The organism is Shewanella sp. Arc9-LZ (genome assembly GCF_010092445.1).
Taxonomy (GTDB): Bacteria; Pseudomonadota; Gammaproteobacteria; order Enterobacterales; family Shewanellaceae; genus Shewanella.
The window spans coordinates 844,831-863,897 of record NZ_CP048031.1 but is presented as its reverse complement, the minus strand read 5'-3'; the positions used below and the strand labels follow the sequence as shown (position 1 = coordinate 863,897).

Below are 19,067 nucleotides of genomic sequence, written 5' to 3'. Positions count from 1 at the left end.
ACAAATTGACGTCAACATTGCAGCGCACATTAGCGCTTGGCGTTTTATGGATTATTTTAAATGCCTGCCGCCATCAACAGCATAGCTGCGGCCGGTAACATAATGGCTGGCCTGCAAATAATCGACTAAGGAAATGATTTCTGCATTACCGGCTTCTTTAGGCAATATGGCTTTAGCCAATGCTTTGACTTTATAGGCATCATCGTCATCTTGGTTAAATAAAATCATCGCGGGAGCAATGGCGTTTACTTTAACATGCGGTGCTAACAAGCTAGCAAATGACAGTGTCATGTTATGCAGTGCTGCTTTACTGGCGGCATAGGCGATGTGCTTTTTACTGCCCTTTTCGGCGACGTAATCTGTCATGTGAATAATGTTGCTGGCACCAATGCTGTCGTCATTAGTTTTAGCTGCGCTAATCAGTAATGGCGCTAAGGCAAGATTGATTTGATACGGCGCTGATACGTGAATTTGCATCATTCGCGTCATAGTGTCTGCCGGGCTTAAGCCGTTGTTGTCGGGTAACCAGTCTGACGCATTATGAATAATGGTATCGAGGCGATCATGATGCTCATTGATGTGAGTAATTAATCCATCAATAGATGCCGCATCGGTTAAGTCGCATGAATGTAAACTCGCGCCCAACTTACCGAGCTGTTCAATGCTGTCATAATGAGTACGATAAGTGCCAATGACATGATGACCTTGTGCCAAATAATATTTGGCCAGTGCATAACCTATGCGTTTACCTACGCCAGTGATCAGTATTGTACGTTCCATAATGCTCTCTTAATTTTAGCTCTGATACATTGAGCCTTTATCATAATTAAATTAGATGGTTATCTAAGAATAAACCATCCTAGCGCGTAATAATGACAATCGATAGTGTAATGGGTGATAAAAAAATGACTTCATTATGTGAAGTCATTTTTTAAAAGGCATGCTGTGGCGCAAGCGATTCCGAGTTCAGGCTGGTTATGTCTAAACATTATGCTAGCTGGTTATGTCTAAACGTTATGCTAGCTGGTTATATGTCTAAACGTTACGCTAAAAGCTATGCTAGAAACTCTGCTCGGCTAGCGGGATTGGCCTTAAAGCAACCACCAAGTGCAGTGGTTTGCGTGCTTGATGAGGTATCCATAATGCCACGAGATTTTACGCAGTAGTGGGTAGCGTTAATGCTCACAGCGACATCATCGGTCGCCAATAACGTTTGCAGCGCCACTAGAATCTGCTGAGTTAAGCGCTCTTGTACTTGTGGGCGCTGGGCAAAAAATCGCACGATGCGGTTAATTTTCGATAAGCCGATAATGTTATCTTTAGGAATATAAGCCACTTTGGCGAAACCATCGATGGTAATAAAGTGATGTTCGCAAGTACTCACCACACTGATATTGCTAATTTTTACCATTTCTTCTACACCCATCTTATTATCGATTTGAGTGATTTTTGGGAAATTAGCATAATCGAGGCCCGAGAAAATCTCATTAACGTACATTTTGGCAATGCGGTGCGGTGTTTCAGCTAAGCTGTCGTCGGTTAAATCCAGCCCTAAGGTTGACACAACTTCGGTCATTAAGCCTTTAATACGCTGATATTTTTGCTCGCTGGTCATATCATTTGGCACTAATGGCGTTTCAAGGCCATGAGCAACCAATGCTTGTTGTACTTTTAATGCTTCTGCAGACAACTCTGCGCGCGTTATGTCATTAATGGTCGTCATAATAACATCCTTAAATAGTGGTTAGGCTTGATACTCTAAAGATAACGATACTGAATCGGCGAAGCGCAGTGCATGGGGCTTATCAATAGTGACTCTGGCCAGGGTAACAGTTGGGTGCTCCCGACAAATATCTAATACGTCGGCAACCAATTTTTCCAGTAATAAAAAACGGCCTTCTTCTACATGCTGGATCACTTTTTTGGTGATCACTTTGTAGTTTAGCGCATCAGCAACGTCGTCGGTTTGAAACGATCGATCGGCTGGATAATGGATCTCGATATTGATCACCACGTCTTGCTGCTTTTCGCGTTCGTCTTGGTTAAATCCAATAAACGTACGTAAGCGTAAATTGGTGACCTTAATAATGGCTTGGCTTAATGGCATTATTGAGCCCTTGTGAATTGTTTTGGATATATACGCCGAAGTGAAATAGAAAGATCATAAACCTCGGTAATTTGTGTGTAATCTCGATCATGGAAACAAATGTAATCTGGCTTGATGTTTGAGGCGTACAATAGTCAGTATAGGTGTTCAAGCAAGCAATAACATAAATGAGGTAAATGATGGAACTGACTATTTTTTACGATGGCACTTGCCCGCTGTGCCTCAATGAAATGAAGCAATTAAAGCGATATGACCGTTTAAACCACATCGGCCTTGAAGACATTAACGCCGATGATATTAATCTGCGTTTCCCTGATTTAGATGTATTAAAAGCCAATACCGTGCTTCATGGGTTACAAGCTGATGGCAGCTGGCTATATGGTTTAGATGTAACAGCCAAAGCATGGGGCTTAACTGGTAAGCATGGTTGGATAAAATTATTACGGTTACCGCTGATTAAACCTGTTGCTGACCTTGCGTATTTGGCCTTTGCCCGTAATCGCTACCGTATATCTTATTTGCTTACAGGTCAAAAACGCTGTGATAACGGTAACTGTAAAATAAAGTAAAGTAAGGGTAAACAGCATGAGCGATTCAACGACAACAGAAACCATTATTGTGATTGGCGCTTCATCGCTTATAGCACAAGCTTTTATTAGCCAAGCCATCGCGGAAAAAGAGCCTGATTTAGCGTTAACCATTATCTCCGTGAGCCGTCAATCTTCACTGACACTGCCTGTAATGACACTGCCTGCCCTGGCCAATAATGTCACTCACCATCATGTTAGCTGCGATTATCAACAAGCCTCAATTTCTCGTTGTATTGCAGACATGTCATCGATGGTTGGCACCATTAAAAAAATCATCATCTGTAATGGTATTTTGCACTCTAAAACGACTAATGAACGCACAGATAATGAAACCACAGACAAAACTCATTTAATGCCTGAAAAACGCATTGAAGACATTAACAGTGATGCCTTACAGCAACTGTTTTACGCTAACAGTATTGTGCCGATGTTGTGGTTAAGCGCCTTAACCGAGTTACTGCTACAGCAACCTCATAAGATAGACAGCCCAAAGTGTGTGATCAGTTTATTGAGTGCCCGAGTTGGCAGTATTTCAGATAACCGTTTAGGCGGCTGGTATGGCTATCGCGCTTCAAAAGCCGCGTTAAACATGCTGATTAAAACCACTGCAGTGGAATATGCAAGGCGGCTTAAACGAGTCAAACTCATCGCGTTTCATCCTGGCACTACTGACACACCATTATCAAAACCTTTTCAGGCTAATGTGCCTGCAGGCAAGCTTTTTACCCCAGAATTTGTTGCCAGCCAGCTGTATAACATCATGGCCGATATTGAGCCCAACGGCCAAGCCAGTTACTTAGATTGGCAAGGCAAAGAGATTAGTTGGTAATGTTCCCGCCTATTCACTAAGAATTTTTTGACCAAGAACTCAATAATCAAAAAATGTAGACCCTGTTGATGACCCTGTCGATGTTGTTTAATAAACCATCGACTCCCCTTCAATGTATCGACAACTATTTCCCTGTTCTTATGGTACTAAGGTGCCAATTAAATAGTGCTGTAATTGCTTTATTCTGAAAGTACTAAATCAGATGTTAGTGAGAATATGCACTAGACATGATCTCGCAATGAAACATGACACATAGGTTGATGGCATACCTTGTCATTGCCGCTATTGAATTAAGGGAACCGATACTATGTCGACGTTACAAACTGGACTCAAAGGGAAAGTGGCACTTATTACCGGCTCCACTAGCGGCATTGGCCTGGCGACCGCGCATGTACTTGCCGAACAAGGTTGTCATATCGTATTGCATGGCTTAATGGCGCAAGATGAAGGGCAGACTTTAGCGGCTGAGTTTGCAACCCAATACCAAATAAAGACCTTTTTCAGCAATGCAGACTTGAGAGACGCTAACTGCATACATGCGTTTATGGACAGTGCGATGAGTGCATTAGGCAGTATTGATATTTTGGTTAACAATGCTGGGATTCAGCACACCCAGGATGTAGCGAACTTTCCGGTCGAAAAGTGGAATGACATCATTGCGATTAACTTGTCTTCCGCTTTCCATACGATTCAACAAGTCGTGCCTGCAATGGCTGAAAAAAAGTGGGGACGAATTATCAATATTGCCTCAGTACATGGCTTAGTCGCCTCGGCCAATAAGGTAGCCTATTGTGCAGCAAAACATGGAATTATTGGCTTAACCAAGGTGGTCGCGATTGAATGCGCTGAACAAGGAATTACCGTCAACGCAATTTGCCCTGGATGGGTGGATACGCCGCTTATCGGCAAACAAATTGACAGCATAGCAAGCGATAAAAATTTGAGTTATGAAGACGCTAAATATCAACTCGTGACAGCCAAGCAGCCGTTACCAGAAATGCTGGCACCGAGACAAATCGGTGAGTTTGTTTTATTTCTTTGTGGTGGTGCCGCAAGAGGCATTACCGGTGCAGCTTTACCAATGGATGGTGCGTGGACAGCGCAATAAGCTTGGCGTTATTGTTCTATAAAATGGTAGCGTTATATTCAATGTTAGCCCTTATTCACATCGATAAGGGCTTTTTAATGCCTAACAGGCAAGGCTTCAATTAATGATGACAAACTAGGCCATGAATTTAGCAATGTGTTGATAGGTTGCCATGCATTCATCTTTCACTACATCGTGCAGCAACATATAGGCGTGGATCATGCCGTCGAACGAATGATGTTCAACATCAACACCAGCAGCAGTTAAGGCCTTCGCATAGGCTATGCCCTCATCCCGAAGCGGATCGCAGCCTGCAGTAAAAATAAGGGTTTTAGGCAATTTAACAGACATAGCCCCAAACAAAGGTGAAGCCTGTTTAATGACATCTACATCGGTAGATTGAAAGTACTGCTCGAAATACCACTTTATACGGGTTGTTTCGAGTAAGAACCCAGTGCCATTACTGTCTAATGATGGGCTGTTTAAGGTGTAATCGACACTCGGGTAAATAAGAATTTGTTGGTCGATGTTAATCCGCTTATCGGTCAAACTTTTCATGCTTAAACTGGTGCAAATGGCGCCACCAGCACTGTCACCAATAATAGTGACATTGTGTTGATGGTTAACATCACCCAGTAACTCAGCGTAACGTATTAATACCTGTTCGCAGTCATCAATCCCTGCAGGATATGGATATTCAGGCGCGAGCCGGTATTCGACAGATATCACTACACACTGCGCTACGCTAGCAAGATGACGACAAATAGGATCGTAAAGCACCACACTGCCACACATGTGCCCACCACCATGAAAATGCAATAACACTGGCAAAGGTTTATCTGGCGCAGGGCTATAAATCCTAACGGGAATAGTACGGTCGGGTAACGTTAGCATTTTATCTGCAATGTAGCTCATCGCTGGCGAATCACTCATTAGTGCGCCGAGTTTATCTAGATTTTGGCGCAAAATGGTCGGTGTAAATTGGACATTATTCTGTTTAGCCAAGGCGATATTGCTGTTGGCTAACGCCAGAAAATCAGTGAGTTTTGGGGAAACGGTTCCTCGCATTAGGTTAACTCCTTTGGTTTTCCTGTTTCAGGTAGAAAATAGCTGCCAACAAACACTGTGCCGCTGAGTATCGTGATCATCACAAATGAACTGACATAACTGCCATCGTTTAAATCAACCAATTTACCAAACACCCACAACACAATAGTCGAAACCAGATAGCTGATTGACCAAAACAGGCTAAACACCACGGTGATTTTTTGCCCCGTCATGTCAGGGAGTTCGTGAGGAATAGACACTAATGCAGTCACAGGGAAAAAGATAAAAAAGCCCAATACAATAGCGCATGTTATCTGCAACCAAGGCTCGGTACTAAAAGATAAGCCTAAAACGGTAATAAAAATAATCAAACCACTTAAGCGAAGAATAGGAAGACGTAACGGATTTTTGCGGCTATACAACATTCCCGCAATCGTACCGACAATACCAAAACCAATCACCCATTTGCTTTGGCTTATGCCCGCTTGAGGATAGAAAGTAAATAGACAAATATAAAACGAAAGCAGCCCAGAGTAGGTAAAAGCATAAGCCCAATTAAATGTATCTTTTAAGCCCTCAAGATAACCATAAATGGCAGGCTCTACCCCAGAGGCATTATTTGCAGATTGTGGAGCATCAAACTTAACCAGTAACCACACAATGGCCAGTATCAAGCTCGCGCCTGAAAACAACACTAAGCTATTTTGCCAGCTACCGGTGAGGGTGTTAATACTGGTCATGCCCCATAAAATAATCGCTGTGCCTACGTTAAATGCCACCGCATTCAAACCATTAACTACCGGACGGTCTTCAGGTGCAAACCACAGCATCACAATAGGGTTAAAGTACACAATCATAAAGGCTCCGCCCAAGCCCATTAAAAATCGGCTCACCAGTAGTAACTCATAACTCGTCGCTAAAGGCGTTACTATCCCGACAACAATTAATAACGCGGCTAACAAAAAGGCGTACTTTATTCCAAACTTTACCGCCACATATGCAGCACTAAACGTACCGACTATTTTAGCGAGCGTGACTGCACCACTGATAAAACTTGCCGACGCTAAACTCTCAATGTGCATCGATGCCATAATGTTGTTCATGCTGGCAGTGCCGCCAACCCATGCCATGGCAAAAAGCACATAACTCGTAAAGACTAAACCTTCGACCAAATATCTATGGGTTATTTTCATAGGCGTTATCGGAACCTTAAATGACACTAATGGAGTTAAATCATGTTATCTGATGGGTATGGATAAATAAGTACTACCTTAGTGCACCGCATCGTTAAAAATCTTTATCAAACAGGGCGTCTAGTGTAGTTTCGCAAGGATAAACAATAAAAATAATTGGGGAATAACTTGCAGGCTTGGTTATCTATTGATACTTGGTTAATTAGTTCAATTTCGATTGCTTATCTTGCAATGCTGTTTGTGGTTGCACAGTGGGGGCAAAATCGTTCCATAAAAAAATTAACCCAAAAGCCGTGGGTCTATAGCCTGTCGTTAGGGGTATGCTGCACATCATGGGCGTTTTATGGCACCGTTGGACAAGCAGCAACAACTGGCGCATGGCTGGCCCCCATTTATATTGGTTCGATCATTTGTTTGGTGCTTGCTTGGCCTATGCTAATGCGCACGCTGCAAATAATTAAAAGCCAAAACTTGACCTCTATTGCCGACTTTATTGCGTGCCGTTTTGACCGTTCGCCTAAAATTGCTGCCAGCGTTGCCATCGTGTCACTACTTGGCACCATTCCTTATATCGCATTGCAGCTAAGAGCGATTAGTACCAGCTTTGATTTACTAACCGGTACGTTTCAGTCCGGTATTAGCACCGCATTTGTGGTAACGATTGTATTAATTATCTTTAGTATTTTATTCGGCACCCGCCAGCTGTCTGCCAGTAAACATAATCAAGGCTTAGTGCTGGCCATTGCGTTTAGCTCTATCGTGAAGTTATTTGCCCTGACCGCCGTGGGTATTTTTGCCACCTTCTTTATATTCGATGGCTTTGGTGATTTACTGACTCAAGGCCAACATATTAAACAAACCAGCCAATCAGACTCGACTTACCTTGTGGTTTCTCAGGTTATTTTGGGTGCGATTACTATCTATGCGTTACCGCAACAATTTCATATGATGATGATTGAAAACAATCATGACAAAGAGCTCAAATCAGCACGTTGGATGGTGCCGTTATACCTGCTATTAATTAATATTTTTGTGTTGCCGATTGCATTAGCCGGACAGCTTAGCTTCCCGGGTGGCAGTGTTGGTGCAGATACCTATGTGCTGACATTACCGCTTTTTTATCAACAAGCATGGTTAGGAATATTGGTTTATGTCGGTGGACTGGCTGCCGCAACCGCAATGGTGATTGTGGCAGCTATTGTACTAAGCACGATGATTTCGACAGAAGTGTTAACGCCATTGCTATTACGATTACCGAAATTTGGTTCTCAGCAAACCCCGCAATTATCCGGCATTTTATTAAATTTACGCAGATTCTCAATCGCAGTCATTCTTTTGTCAGCTTTCGCCTTTGAACGTTTCATCGATCAGCAAAATCATCTAGCCAGTATTGGCTTGCTGTCATTTGTACTGTTATCTCAATTTGCCCCCGCCGCAGTAGGCGCCTTATATTGGAGAAGTGCCACCACTCAAGGCGCGTTTGTGGGGCTAATAATGGGCAGTGTTGTCTGGCTTTATACCTTACTGTTACCGGTTACCTTTCCCGATGCTCATTGGGTTAAATTTGGCTTATTTGATATCACATGGCTAACGCCGACAGCCTTGTTTGGCTTAACCGGTTTGGACAATATTAGCCACGGCGTATTTTACAGTTTAGTGGCTAACATTGGTTGCTTTGTGATGATATCTCTGCTTAAAGAGCAAAGCGTTGGCGAGGTTTTACAAGCTGATTTATTTGTAAATAGAAAACATGTGCAACTAGAACGGCACTTATCTATAGAAGATTTAGCCAGTTTATTAAATCGTTTTATCAACAAAGATGAAGCCGATGCTCTTATTGCAGAGTCAAAAAAACTCGCAGGCAAAAATCAGCAACAACTGCTTGTTGATTATACTCGCTTAAAACTGTCTGGCGTACTCGGTTCAGCCTCTACCCGAATGGTGATGAATGCCGCATCACGCAGCCAGCAGGTGCCACTAGAAGATGTAGTTAGCATTGTCGATGAAGCCAGCCAAATCTTTGAATTTAACCGAGAACTGCTGCAATCTGGCGTGGAGAATATTGAGCAAGGCATCAGTGTTGTCGATGCCGATATGCGCTTAGTGGCTTGGAATCAACGCTATATTGAACTGCTTGATTACCCTAAAGATTACGTCAAAGCAGGACTGCAAATTGAACAGCTGATTAGATTTAATATCGACAGAGGTATTATTGTCGGTGACGAGGCTCACCAGCTAGTTGAAAAGCGCTTAGCTCATATGCGCAGTGGTAGCCCTCATCATTTCCAACGCACGATGTTAGATGGAAAAGTACTGGAGATTCGCGGCCAAGCCATGCCAGGCGGCGGCTTTGTGAGTACTTTTGCTGATATTACTGCCCACATTGAAGCAGAAAAAGCCTTACAACTGGCCAATGAAACACTCGAAAAACGGGTTGAAAGCCGCACTCAGGAACTTGAAAAAGCCAAAGCTGAAGCGGAAGCTGCTAATAGCAGTAAAACCCGCTTTTTGGCCGCGGCCAGCCATGACTTAATGCAACCGTTTAATGCCTTAACCTTATTCACTGAAATGTTGAAGCAAAGGGTTAAATCAACGGAACTGTATGACTTGGCAACCAATATTGAAGACTCCTTAAACGTGGTGGAAAGCTTACTATCAGATCTGGTTGAGATATCTCGCTTAGACAGTAACTCGCTAAAAACTGAAACAAGCCAATTTGCGATTGATGATTTACTGTCAACGTTAGTTAATGAATTTAAAGCGTTATCGGTTCAACAAGGTATTGATTTTAATTACCAAGTCTCTTCTTGTTTTGTAGAAAGCGACCAAAGGCTACTGCGGCGTATTATTCAGAACTTTTTGTCTAATGCGTTTCATTATTCACCTTCAGGCAAACGCAATCAGCAAGTAATATCCCAAACCTCTACGCCTGACAATAAAGTAAACGGGCAGACTAACAATACTGAGTTTGTCCCTAAAGTGTTATTAGGCGTCAGGCGACTTGAGCACGCTTTATTAATCCAAGTTTGGGACAATGGCCCAGGTATTCCGCTGGATAAACAGCAAGCCATTTTTTGTGAATTTGAACGCTTAGAGCTCACTCGTGAAATTCCGGGATTAGGGCTAGGTTTGGCGATATGTGAACGAATTTCCAAGTTGTTGGATATCAACATATCGCTGTATTCTGAAGTAGGCAAAGGGACGTGTTTTAGTGTTGAAATACCCCGAGTATTACAGCAGAAAAAGCCGCTTAAAGTGATTGAAACAGCCGAAGATGACATAAGCAGTGACAGCGCTAATATCACTGTAATGGTGATCGACAATGACGACCTGATGCTAAAAGCGATTTCTACATTACTCAGCGATTGGGGATGTAATGTCATTACCGCAAAAGACCAACCCAGTGCCATACTGCAATTGGCCAATAACCCACAACCCAAACTGATTATTGCTGACTATCACTTAGAAGATGATAAAAATGGTGTGGACTTAGTACAGTATTTATTAGCCAATCACCTGACGATAAGCCGTAACCAACCCACCTGTGTTATCTGCTCTGCGGACCCTTCGGAAGCCGTTAGGCAACACACCAGCAGTGCTCAATTTAGCTTTGTGCGTAAACCACTTAAGGCAATAGCCTTAAAGCGGATCATTAAACAACTGACGCCTGAATAACTAATATTTTCAATAGATTAATGACCACAAAAATGCCTCACATGGAGGCATTTGGGTTAACTCTTTTTATCGCTATTCTTATTATCGATCAGTAACCGCAATCAATGGCGATAACTATTCATTGCGACAATAACCGTTCGTTAGGGCAATCGATTTATGCTTGTACATCCACCTGCTGGTTTTCAGTTGAAGTAATCATTAATTGTTGAAACACCAGCCCAGCTTGCGTGCGATTATTGATTTCGAGTTTGAGTAAAATCGCTGAGACATGTTTTTTTACTGTGGTTTCTTTAATGTTTAAATCATACGCTATTTGTTTGTTGAGCCTACCATTGGCAATATTGGCCAGCACAGTGTACTGCTGCGGTGTGAGTTGAGCTAATTGCTTTGCTAAACGTTGATGTTCTGCGGCGGTGTGTTGATCGGCACTGATATTGGTGTGCTCTGGAAGCCAAACACCTCCTTCAAGCACAGTATCAATCGCCGTCGATATTTGGGTTAGATTGGCTGATTTTGGAATGAAAGCACTGGCGCCAAAATTGATCGCCTTACGGATAATCTCCGGCTGGTCGTCAGAGGACACCATGATAACCACAATGTCGGGAAAATGATTTTGCAATAACGTCAGTCCAGTAAAACCATCGTTTCCCGGCATATGCAAATCAATAAAGATAAGCTCAATATCTGAGTGCTGCTCCACAATAGCGATTAACTCCTGAAAGTTTTCCGCCTCTAGCACTTGTGCATTGTTAACACTTTTAAGCACGGCTTGGGTTAACGCCGCACGAAATAGTGGATGGTCATCTGCAATGGCCACTTTAATTTGAGACATCATTGGCTCCCTAACATTGCGTTGATATTGTTATGGTTCACTCTTTATAAGCAATAAAAAGAATAACCGGTTCTAAAGAGACCGGCTATCCTTATCTACATCAATTAAACAAGGTTTTAGAAGACATAGCCAACGGTTAATGAAATGGTCTCTGGGTCGCCATAATATCCAATTAAGGTGTTATCGCCGCCTAGCCCTGGCGTAAAATCGCCATTGCCTGTTGGCGTGACAAAGGCGTAGTTACCCACTAAATACTCTTCATCAGTGACGTTTTTCCAATGTAATCCAGCATTCCAATGGCCATCATTGCTATACCAATTCACACCAAAATTCAGCAATCCGTATCCATCTTGACTCAATAGATTGTCCACTACCGCTAAGTCATAATCGCTGCGGTAGTAGTAATTACCATTAATGATAAAGCTGCCTACATCAGCTTCAATGCTGTAACTAAACCCTAGGTTTGCAGTGGTATCTGGGGTATTGGTAATGGTATAAGTGTCGCTAATATCAATTTTATTACCCAGCTCGTCATATGAAATCACCTCGTCAAAAGTGGCGTCAATTAAGCCAAGATTAGCAAATAAGTTAAGTGAATCCGTCGCAGCGTATTCAACTTCAAGCTCTAGGCCTGTCGCTGTAGACTTACCGATGTTTCCTAAACGCTGATTAAGGTCTGAACTGTCCTCTCCTGGTAACACCGTGACAAACTGCCTGTCTTTATGATCGAGGTAAAATAGCGTGGCATTGACGCGAAGATTATCGTTCCATTCGCTCTTCATACCAATTTCATATGAATTAACCGTTTCTGGATCAACCGCGGGTTCAGCACCTGTTGCTCGTGGATTAAACGTACCCGATTTGAAGCCTTGTGAGTAGCTGGTAAACACCATCATGTCATCACTCACTTGGTATTCTAAACCGACTCGCGGATTGAATTTAGACCATGTTTCTTCATCATCGAGCACTTTAGGTATTTGAGATTCAATTAACGCGTCATCGCGCACAAATCCAGGATACCAGCCCGTTTCAGGATAAATACTATCGAATATCACGCCATTATAAACCGTGGCTTCTTTTGATTCGCGGGTGTAACGGCCGCCTAATGTCATCGATAGCTTTTCAGTAAAGTCGTATGAACCTTGCACATAAGCAGCGTAGCTTTCGCTATTATTACAACCACTCACCTCACGAGTTAGCCCACCATATGCTTTAAAGGCTTCTTCTAAAATAGCATCGAAAACACCACAAGAATCACCGTCAAAATAGTAAATCCCCGACACTAAGTTGAGATTGTCACCAACATAGTTCACCTGAAACTCTTGGCTAAATTGCTCATCTTCGTAGATAGCTGGCACGTCGAAAATACGTAAGCTGGTATTATCAAAGTCGATGTTGGTTAGCGACTCGCCTTCACGCTTGGCTGTGACCGACTTTACGCTCCAGTTTTCATTGAGGTTATATTCGACCGTCGCGCTCCACCCTTCTGTTTCTACTTTGTTCCATGTAGGCATACTGGTGTAAGAATCATATTTGCTATCAGGTACTGGTGCATCAGTTAATAAGCTAGGAAGTAGGCGATAGCCGCCTTTTGAGTTGGAGTCATCCTGGGTTTTATCATACGTAAAACGCATAAACAGATCGTCGTTAGGTGTGTATTCAACGCTTAAGCGACCCGCCATTACATCTTTATTATAGTTTTCGGTATCTTGGCCATCTAATGCCGAGGTTTTAAATTCACCAAAACCGTCACGGTTTAAACTCGCAAAGGCAAAACCGACATAGAGCTTGTCATCAACAATAGGTAACTGCCCTGCCACTTTGACATCTTTTTGGCCATAACTGCCGACGGTACCTTTAAGACTTAATTCACTATCGCCAGACATCTTTTTGGTAACATACTTAATTGCGCCACCAATGGTATTTTTGCCGTACAACGTGCCTTGTGGCCCCCGAAGTACCTCAATACGTTGTACATCAAGAATGTCTAACACTGCACCTTGCGGACGCGCAATATAGACGTCATCAATGTAAATGCCAACCCCAGGCTCGTAACCCCAAAGTGGATCTTCTTGACCCACACCACGAATAAAAGCGGTAAGCGTAGAGTTAGTGCCTCGGCTAGATTGTAATGTGGTATTGGGCGAAAACTGCTGAATTTCAGTCATCACACTGATGCCGTTTTCTGCCAACTCGGTAGCACTGACCGATGTCACTGCCACAGGTACATTTTGCAAGCTTTCAACTGTTTTGCGTGCTGTCACTTCAATACGCTCTAACACAGGTTGTTTGTCGCCGCTGTTATTTTGTTCTTCTGCGGCAACGGCATATTGCGCGCTTAACACTGACGAAATGGCTAAGGCAATACAGCTCATTTTAATAGTATTCTGTTTCATACAGATCCCCGTTGTAATATTTATTATTAATGGTTTTACTTACTACTAATTCTGATTTACGACTGATTTCGATTTATTACTATCTGTTCACATATTGACTGTATAGCATTTTTAACAACATTGAATCGGTACTATAGTAGTATGTGTTTTGGTCTAGATATTAAAAAAACAAACGATTAATTAATAACAAAAACATAATGTTATAAATTTAACCTTGATTAAAGCCCCCAAAGCTTAATCACTTCAGTCACACTGCTTATGGGTGCCCTAAGCAGATAGTCACTTTCTTCACCTCCATGTTTTATGTCTGGATTGACGGCAATGCCGTGACCAAAATCGTTAATAGTGACGAGTTCGATTGACGCGTTATTTTGAGCATCTTTCCAGCGTGAAATACTGTATCCAGATTCATTTGACACCGTTGGCTTAGCGTTAGATTGAGTTAACACTTGCCATTGAGATGCGAGCATTTGCGCATTGTTAGCATTGACCACATTGTCGCTGTCACCCGTCCAGATACTCAACGAAGGCCAACGAGTTTGTTGAGGGTGTATTGCTTTGGCAAATTGAGCTAATTCTTCAACCGATAGCGCTGGTCCTTGCTTCATACAAGAGATGGCTTTGATCAAATTATCGGCACAGGGATATGGCAAGCCAGCGATGATCGCACCGCTTTGAAATAGATTTGGATAATTGACGATTGCCGCACTCGCCATGGCGCCACCAGCAGATAACCCGATGATATAAACATGCTTGGCAGCTAGTTTTTCTTGAGTAGTTACTATCATGTTTTTTATCGATAACATTTCACCACTGTCTATCTGCGTATCTTGACTTGCAAACCAGTTGAAACAACCCTTTACGTTATTGTCATAGCTTTGTTGTGGCACTAAAACCGCAAAATGATGCTCTAACGCCAATGACGTTAGGCCACTTTTGTTAGCCAATTCGACACCGTCTTGAATACAACCATGCAGTAACACCACCAAAGATAAATCCCCAGCAGGAGAAGCATTTGAGCCTTGCGTCACAGGAAGATAAAAGCTTGTCAGCGCACCAGGATTATCACCAAAATCGGTGAGTGGGATATAAGGCGTATCGGTTGCTTGAGCCGGTAGCATCGAAAAAATCCAACCCAGTAAAAGCAGCGGCATGGTTAAGCTGTATTTTTTATTTCTCATTTCAGCGGTTTCCAAATTTAACATATTAGTAACTTGCAGAATTTTGCTCCAAACAGCAATGGCACTTTAGATCCACATGGAAAACTAATGTCGGTAAGGCGATGAAAGATTAGATGATGAGCCTGTAGCAATGAAGAATTGTGGGTGTAAACAATGTGAATAATCGAATAGCAATAAACCGAGATGCTAGATGCTAGATGCTAGATGCTAGATGCTAGGCATTTTAAACCAAAAAAAACGCGAAGCCTTGGCTTCGCGTTTTTTAGACCATCGACTTGTTAATTACTTAACAAATTCAACGCCTAATTTAATGTCACCTTTAAGGGTGTCTAACATTGCATCGCGAGCGTTAGCTTCGAATGCGCTGATTTCACCGTAAGGTAATACTTTTTCTACGCCGTTTTTGCCAAGTAGGATTGGCTGTGCGAAGAATGTAGCGTGCTCACTGCCGCCGTCAACATAGGCACATTCAACAACGTTAGCTTCGCCTTGTAGACCACGTACCAATGATAAACCAAAGCGACATGCTGCTTGGCCCATTGATAATGTTGCGCTACCGCCACCGGCTTTAGCTTCAACAACTTCAGTACCTGCGTTTTGAATGCGAGTTGTCATTGCTGCTACTTCTTCATCAGTGAAAGTAACACCTTCAACTTGAGAAAGTAGTGGAAGAATAGTCACACCGCTGTGTCCGCCGATCACGTTAACTTTAACGTCAGCAACGTTTAAGCCTTTAAGCTCAGCGATGAAGGTTTCGCTACGGATAACGTCAAGTGTTGTGATACCGAATAAACGGTTTTTGTCATAAACACCGGCATTTTTTAATACTTCAGCAGCAATCGCTACAGTCGTGTTAACTGGGTTAGTAATAATACCCACTAATGCTTTAGGGCAAGTTACAGCCACTTTTTCCATTAGGTTACGCACGATACCAGCGTTGATGTTGAATAGATCTGAACGATCCATACCAGGCTTACGCGCAACACCAGCAGACATTAACACTACGTCTGCGCCAACTAATGCATCTGTAGGATCTTGACCAGCAAAACCTTTTACTTCTACATCTGTTGGGATGTGACTTAAGTCAACCGCAACACCAGGAGTAACAGGAGCGATGTCATATAGAGACAACTTTGAGCCCGCAGGCAGTTGAGTTTTTAACAGTAAAGCTAGAGCCTGGCCAATACCACCAGCAGCACCCAATACAGCAACTTTCATAATTATCTCCATCAATTTATGCAGTTTGTGACATAGATCTAAATCGTCGTGGCGTCACATTACTGCATCGTCACAATAATTTCAATTATACGTTAGTGGAGGACCGTAAATAAGTAAGCCCTGATCCACGCACAGACTGGCGTAACGCCGAGTATTAGCAGCATGAATCCGTGTAAAAATACGGCAAAAAACATCGATAATATGATTATTTTTCATCTTCGTTATACCGAAAAAAACCAACATTTGAGAGTTTTTATATTGAACAAATATAACTCAGCTGTTTTATTGTCAAGTTGTAATCACCCTATCAAGCGGGTTAAGCAATATCGATATGTTTGTTTTAGGCATTAAAATGTTGATTTTGTATTGATGAGTTTTACCGTTATTGAACTGGGTCTTTCATCCTGTTTAAAGCCATAAATATTGGAGCCTTAACTCATTTCGTACACATTTTCTGACGCAACAAGCCAATACTTTTATTGAGTGTCACGTTATGATGGCTGCAGATCATCCTATAAAAACGAGAAAAACATGACAATAAGAATAGGCCAACATGCCGACCTGCACGCCCTAGTTCAGTTTAACCAAGCCATGGCAATGGAAACCGAAAACCTATCATTAGACACTGAACAATTGACTCGCGGTGTTGAAGGACTGCTTACCCATCCTGAACGTGGGGTATATTTAGTCGCCGAAGTTGACGGCGAAATTACCGGATCGTTAATGGTCACCTATGAGTGGAGTGACTGGCGCGCAAGTAATTATTACTGGATCCAGAGTGTGTATATACGTCCACAGAATCGTCGTCAGGGTATTTATGGCAAGCTTTATCAAGCGGTAAAAGACTTAGCAGCAGAAAACGGTGGCACCGCCAGTTTCCGTTTGTATGTTGAGCATGACAATAAAGTAGCCCAAAAAACCTATGAATCATTAGGGATGGAGCAAAGCCATTATTTAATGTACGAAGAAAATACTAAGTAATCGTAAGTCACACATGCAAAAGCCGGAATAATCCGGCTCTTTTGTGTTTATCGTTTAAAGAATTTAACGCGTTCAGCAGAGATTACGACAATAACTAGCCTGTTCGCAACGCGAGAATTTTACTGATATCCAGTGGCGCAGTAAATTGACTAAACCCTTTGTGCTGTTGATCAATCGCATGAATCGACATTCTGTCTGCCAACTCATTACCTTCAATACCAATATGGGCAGCGACATGCTGAAGTACTAAATCGGCTTTCATTGCATCATATAGCCCATGTGCTTGCTTGATAATCTCCAGATTGGCGATTTCACCGGTTTTTCGGGTCCAGCTTTTGGCTTTCCAACCATATGCCCACTCACAAACACATTTAATCGAATACTGTGAGTCACTCATGATTTGCACGGTTTCGCCCGCGTCTAGGACCTTTTTAGCCACAATTAATGCTTGGTGCAGCGCATTGAGCTCGGCAGTATTATTGGTGCCATTAGGATTAAACAAACCAAACCATAATTCGGCTAACTCGCCTTTGCGGTATATCGCCATCCCAGAACCCGCTTTACCAGGGTTGGGTTCGCAACCTCCGTCGGTGTAAATAACCACATCAAATTGGCTTAACACTGCTTGATTAGCGCTAAGAGTTTTGGTTGATGTTCCAGCCCCTGCAGCCTCTGTCGATGAACGACCTGCCGCTTTTACTGGCACACTTTTGCCTATACTGCTTGCAGGAGATTTAGCAAATGCAGCTTTGGCTTCTGCTTCTGTAGCAAAGGATTTGTACTTGGCTTGTGGATATTTATCTACTGAGCGCTTAGTCACATCCCAACTGGTAAAAATGCCCGTTTCTCGACCGGCCCATACTACGTAAAACTTCTTTGCCATGATTAACTCTTACTTCAACAATGCTAACTTCACTAATAACGTGCTTGCATCATGCCATGATTAAACTTGGCTTTGAAACAAAAATACATGATGCGTGCCGCAGTTGCAGTTAACTTGAACATCTTGACCAAATAAGCTTAAGTTTGATTTACCTGAGCTTAATGTGGCAGAGCATCAGTCTAGGGTTAGTGGGCCATCGATATTTTGATAATCGACACTACCAGAACCCGAATTAACAATGGTCAAACCTTTGGTGTTAGCCACATCAATGCCACCGGAACCATCATTTATCTTAACTAATCCGGAGACTTGATTAACCTTGATTGAACCCGAACCATCTTCAATACTCACATCACCAATAACATGGTTAATGCGAATAGATCCCGAGCCATCTTGCAACTCAATCGCGCCTTTCGCCTCGGAAATATTAATAGAGCCTGAGCCATCAACTAAAACCAATTTGCCAATGTGGTTCATCACAATACTGCCAGAACCATCTATTAACTCAATATCCGCACTGACATCATCTATTTGGATGGGCCCGGAACCGTCTTTAATATTCAATGCGAGCACAGTTGGCACTTCTACCAATAAATCAATATAAGGCGACTCACCGAAATATTGGTCACTGTGTATTTCTGATAATAAATAGCCCTTATCACCTTTTCGGGTCAAGCTGAGCTTAATTTCGATGTCATCTTGATCCAATGACTGGGTGTAGATATCAGCATGTACGGTGACTTCTTTTAGGCCTTCAACGCCGACAATCGTTAACTTGCCGGCGCCAGTATTAGCGACTAACTCAGTTAATGATCCAGCATCAAGATTCAATTGCTGCTGTACTAAGTTAAGATTTGTATGGTTTTGCTCTGATGATGACGAAAATACTGACTCTGCTTCACTTTGCGAAGCACCAAATAGGGTGGCGCCCAGAATAAGCCCGACTGTGACACTAATGGTTGCGATACGAATAGACATAAGATTAATTCCCTTTATGAGGATAACAATAAGCTTAGGCCGCCAAACAAATACTCTTAATATGAGTAAA

16 protein-coding genes are annotated in these 19,067 nt (G+C 42.5%); 5 read left to right on the top strand and 11 right to left on the bottom strand.

Annotated features, from left to right (window positions below; genetic code table 11):
- Positions 1-51: 51 nt before the first annotated feature.
- From folM to folX, 3 genes are all read right to left on the bottom strand, one after another.
- Positions 52-780, bottom strand: coding sequence for a dihydromonapterin reductase (folM, locus tag GUY17_RS03795; RefSeq protein WP_162022342.1), 729 nt, complete (start codon positions 778-780; stop codon positions 52-54).
- 274 nt (positions 781-1,054) lie between these two features.
- The gene (folE, locus tag GUY17_RS03790) at positions 1,055-1,723 is read right to left on the bottom strand and encodes a GTP cyclohydrolase I FolE (RefSeq protein ID WP_101086046.1); all 669 of its coding nucleotides are present in this window, start codon (positions 1,721-1,723) and stop codon (positions 1,055-1,057) included.
- 21 nt (positions 1,724-1,744) lie between these two features.
- Entirely contained in the window at positions 1,745-2,107 is a 363-nt protein-coding gene (folX, locus tag GUY17_RS03785) for a dihydroneopterin triphosphate 2'-epimerase (RefSeq protein WP_101086047.1), read from the bottom strand.
- Positions 2,108-2,286: 179 nt separating this feature from the next.
- On the opposite strand from folX, the gene GUY17_RS03780 reads away from it, so the two are divergent.
- The 3 genes from GUY17_RS03780 (at position 2,287) to GUY17_RS03770 (ending at position 4,634) form a co-directional block, all read left to right on the top strand.
- The gene (locus tag GUY17_RS03780) at positions 2,287-2,676 is read left to right on the top strand and encodes a thiol-disulfide oxidoreductase DCC family protein (protein WP_162024275.1); all 390 of its coding nucleotides are present in this window, start codon (positions 2,287-2,289) and stop codon (positions 2,674-2,676) included.
- A gap of 16 nt (positions 2,677-2,692) precedes the next feature.
- Positions 2,693-3,526, top strand: a complete 834-nt coding sequence (locus GUY17_RS03775) for an SDR family NAD(P)-dependent oxidoreductase (RefSeq protein ID WP_162022341.1) — start codon at positions 2,693-2,695, stop codon at positions 3,524-3,526.
- A 307-nt stretch (positions 3,527-3,833) separates the two neighbouring features.
- On the top strand, positions 3,834-4,634 hold the full coding sequence (locus tag GUY17_RS03770) for a 3-hydroxybutyrate dehydrogenase (RefSeq protein WP_162022340.1): 801 nt from the start codon (positions 3,834-3,836) through the stop codon (positions 4,632-4,634).
- 114 nt (positions 4,635-4,748) lie between these two features.
- Here the strand turns inward: GUY17_RS03770 and GUY17_RS03765 are convergent, their stop codons facing one another.
- Both GUY17_RS03765 and GUY17_RS03760 read right to left on the bottom strand, forming a co-directional pair.
- Positions 4,749-5,681 carry an alpha/beta hydrolase gene (locus tag GUY17_RS03765; protein WP_162022339.1) on the bottom strand — a complete coding sequence of 311 codons (933 nt, stop codon included), beginning with the start codon at positions 5,679-5,681 and terminating at the stop codon, positions 4,749-4,751.
- A complete protein-coding gene (locus GUY17_RS03760; RefSeq protein WP_162022338.1) occupies positions 5,681-6,853 on the bottom strand; it encodes a CynX/NimT family MFS transporter in 1,173 nt (390 codons plus the stop codon). The genes GUY17_RS03765 and GUY17_RS03760 overlap by 1 nt, the downstream gene beginning before the upstream one ends.
- A 168-nt stretch (positions 6,854-7,021) precedes the next feature.
- On the opposite strand from GUY17_RS03760, the gene GUY17_RS03755 reads away from it, so the two are divergent.
- Positions 7,022-10,528: a PAS domain-containing hybrid sensor histidine kinase/response regulator gene (locus tag GUY17_RS03755; RefSeq protein WP_162022337.1), complete on the top strand. Its 3,507-nt coding sequence runs from the start codon at positions 7,022-7,024 to the stop codon at positions 10,526-10,528.
- Positions 10,529-10,682: 154 nt separating this feature from the next.
- Here GUY17_RS03755 and GUY17_RS03750 read toward each other — a convergent pair whose 3' ends face one another.
- From GUY17_RS03750 to mdh, 4 genes are all read right to left on the bottom strand, one after another.
- Positions 10,683-11,360: a response regulator transcription factor gene (locus tag GUY17_RS03750; RefSeq protein WP_162024274.1), complete on the bottom strand. Its 678-nt coding sequence runs from the start codon at positions 11,358-11,360 to the stop codon at positions 10,683-10,685.
- Between the two features lie 116 nt (positions 11,361-11,476).
- A complete protein-coding gene (locus GUY17_RS03745; RefSeq protein ID WP_101086055.1) occupies positions 11,477-13,756 on the bottom strand; it encodes a TonB-dependent receptor in 2,280 nt (759 codons plus the stop codon).
- A gap of 218 nt (positions 13,757-13,974) precedes the next feature.
- On the bottom strand, positions 13,975-14,937 hold the full coding sequence (locus GUY17_RS03740; RefSeq protein ID WP_254439860.1) for a PHB depolymerase family esterase: 963 nt from the start codon (positions 14,935-14,937) through the stop codon (positions 13,975-13,977).
- 282 nt (positions 14,938-15,219) lie between these two features.
- Positions 15,220-16,155, bottom strand: a complete 936-nt coding sequence (gene mdh, locus GUY17_RS03735) for a malate dehydrogenase (protein ID WP_011638612.1) — start codon at positions 16,153-16,155, stop codon at positions 15,220-15,222.
- Positions 16,156-16,686: 531 nt separating this feature from the next.
- Here mdh and GUY17_RS03730 point away from each other — a divergent pair.
- Positions 16,687-17,136, top strand: coding sequence for a GNAT family N-acetyltransferase (locus GUY17_RS03730; protein WP_101086056.1), 450 nt, complete (start codon positions 16,687-16,689; stop codon positions 17,134-17,136).
- 94 nt (positions 17,137-17,230) lie between these two features.
- Here GUY17_RS03730 and GUY17_RS03725 read toward each other — a convergent pair whose 3' ends face one another.
- The gene (locus tag GUY17_RS03725) at positions 17,231-18,019 is read right to left on the bottom strand and encodes a ribonuclease H family protein (protein WP_162022336.1); all 789 of its coding nucleotides are present in this window, start codon (positions 18,017-18,019) and stop codon (positions 17,231-17,233) included.
- A 174-nt stretch (positions 18,020-18,193) separates the two neighbouring features.
- The gene (locus GUY17_RS03720; protein ID WP_101086058.1) at positions 18,194-18,997 is read right to left on the bottom strand and encodes a hypothetical protein; all 804 of its coding nucleotides are present in this window, start codon (positions 18,995-18,997) and stop codon (positions 18,194-18,196) included.
- Positions 18,998-19,067: the final 70 nt, after the last annotated feature.

What these genes read in the sequence shown, in the direction of transcription:
- folM (WP_162022342.1), bottom strand. Translation starts at nt 780, where the DNA reads ATGGAACGTACAATACTGATCACTGGCGTAGGTAAACGCATAGGTTAT.
- folE (WP_101086046.1), bottom strand. Translation starts at nt 1,723, where the DNA reads ATGACGACCATTAATGACATAACGCGCGCAGAGTTGTCTGCAGAAGCA.
- folX (WP_101086047.1), bottom strand. Translation starts at nt 2,107, where the DNA reads ATGCCATTAAGCCAAGCCATTATTAAGGTCACCAATTTACGCTTACGT.
- GUY17_RS03780 (WP_162024275.1), top strand. Translation starts at nt 2,287, where the DNA reads ATGGAACTGACTATTTTTTACGATGGCACTTGCCCGCTGTGCCTCAAT.
- GUY17_RS03775 (WP_162022341.1), top strand. Translation starts at nt 2,693, where the DNA reads ATGAGCGATTCAACGACAACAGAAACCATTATTGTGATTGGCGCTTCA.
- GUY17_RS03770 (WP_162022340.1), top strand. Translation starts at nt 3,834, where the DNA reads ATGTCGACGTTACAAACTGGACTCAAAGGGAAAGTGGCACTTATTACC.
- GUY17_RS03765 (WP_162022339.1), bottom strand. Translation starts at nt 5,681, where the DNA reads ATGCGAGGAACCGTTTCCCCAAAACTCACTGATTTTCTGGCGTTAGCC.
- GUY17_RS03760 (WP_162022338.1), bottom strand. Translation starts at nt 6,853, where the DNA reads ATGAAAATAACCCATAGATATTTGGTCGAAGGTTTAGTCTTTACGAGT.
- GUY17_RS03750 (WP_162024274.1), bottom strand. Translation starts at nt 11,360, where the DNA reads ATGTCTCAAATTAAAGTGGCCATTGCAGATGACCATCCACTATTTCGT.
- GUY17_RS03745 (WP_101086055.1), bottom strand. Translation starts at nt 13,756, where the DNA reads ATGAAACAGAATACTATTAAAATGAGCTGTATTGCCTTAGCCATTTCG.
- GUY17_RS03740 (WP_254439860.1), bottom strand. Translation starts at nt 14,937, where the DNA reads ATGAGAAATAAAAAATACAGCTTAACCATGCCGCTGCTTTTACTGGGT.
- mdh (WP_011638612.1), bottom strand. Translation starts at nt 16,155, where the DNA reads ATGAAAGTTGCTGTATTGGGTGCTGCTGGTGGTATTGGCCAGGCTCTA.
- GUY17_RS03730 (WP_101086056.1), top strand. Translation starts at nt 16,687, where the DNA reads ATGACAATAAGAATAGGCCAACATGCCGACCTGCACGCCCTAGTTCAG.
- GUY17_RS03725 (WP_162022336.1), bottom strand. Translation starts at nt 18,019, where the DNA reads ATGGCAAAGAAGTTTTACGTAGTATGGGCCGGTCGAGAAACGGGCATT.
- GUY17_RS03720 (WP_101086058.1), bottom strand. Translation starts at nt 18,997, where the DNA reads ATGTCTATTCGTATCGCAACCATTAGTGTCACAGTCGGGCTTATTCTG.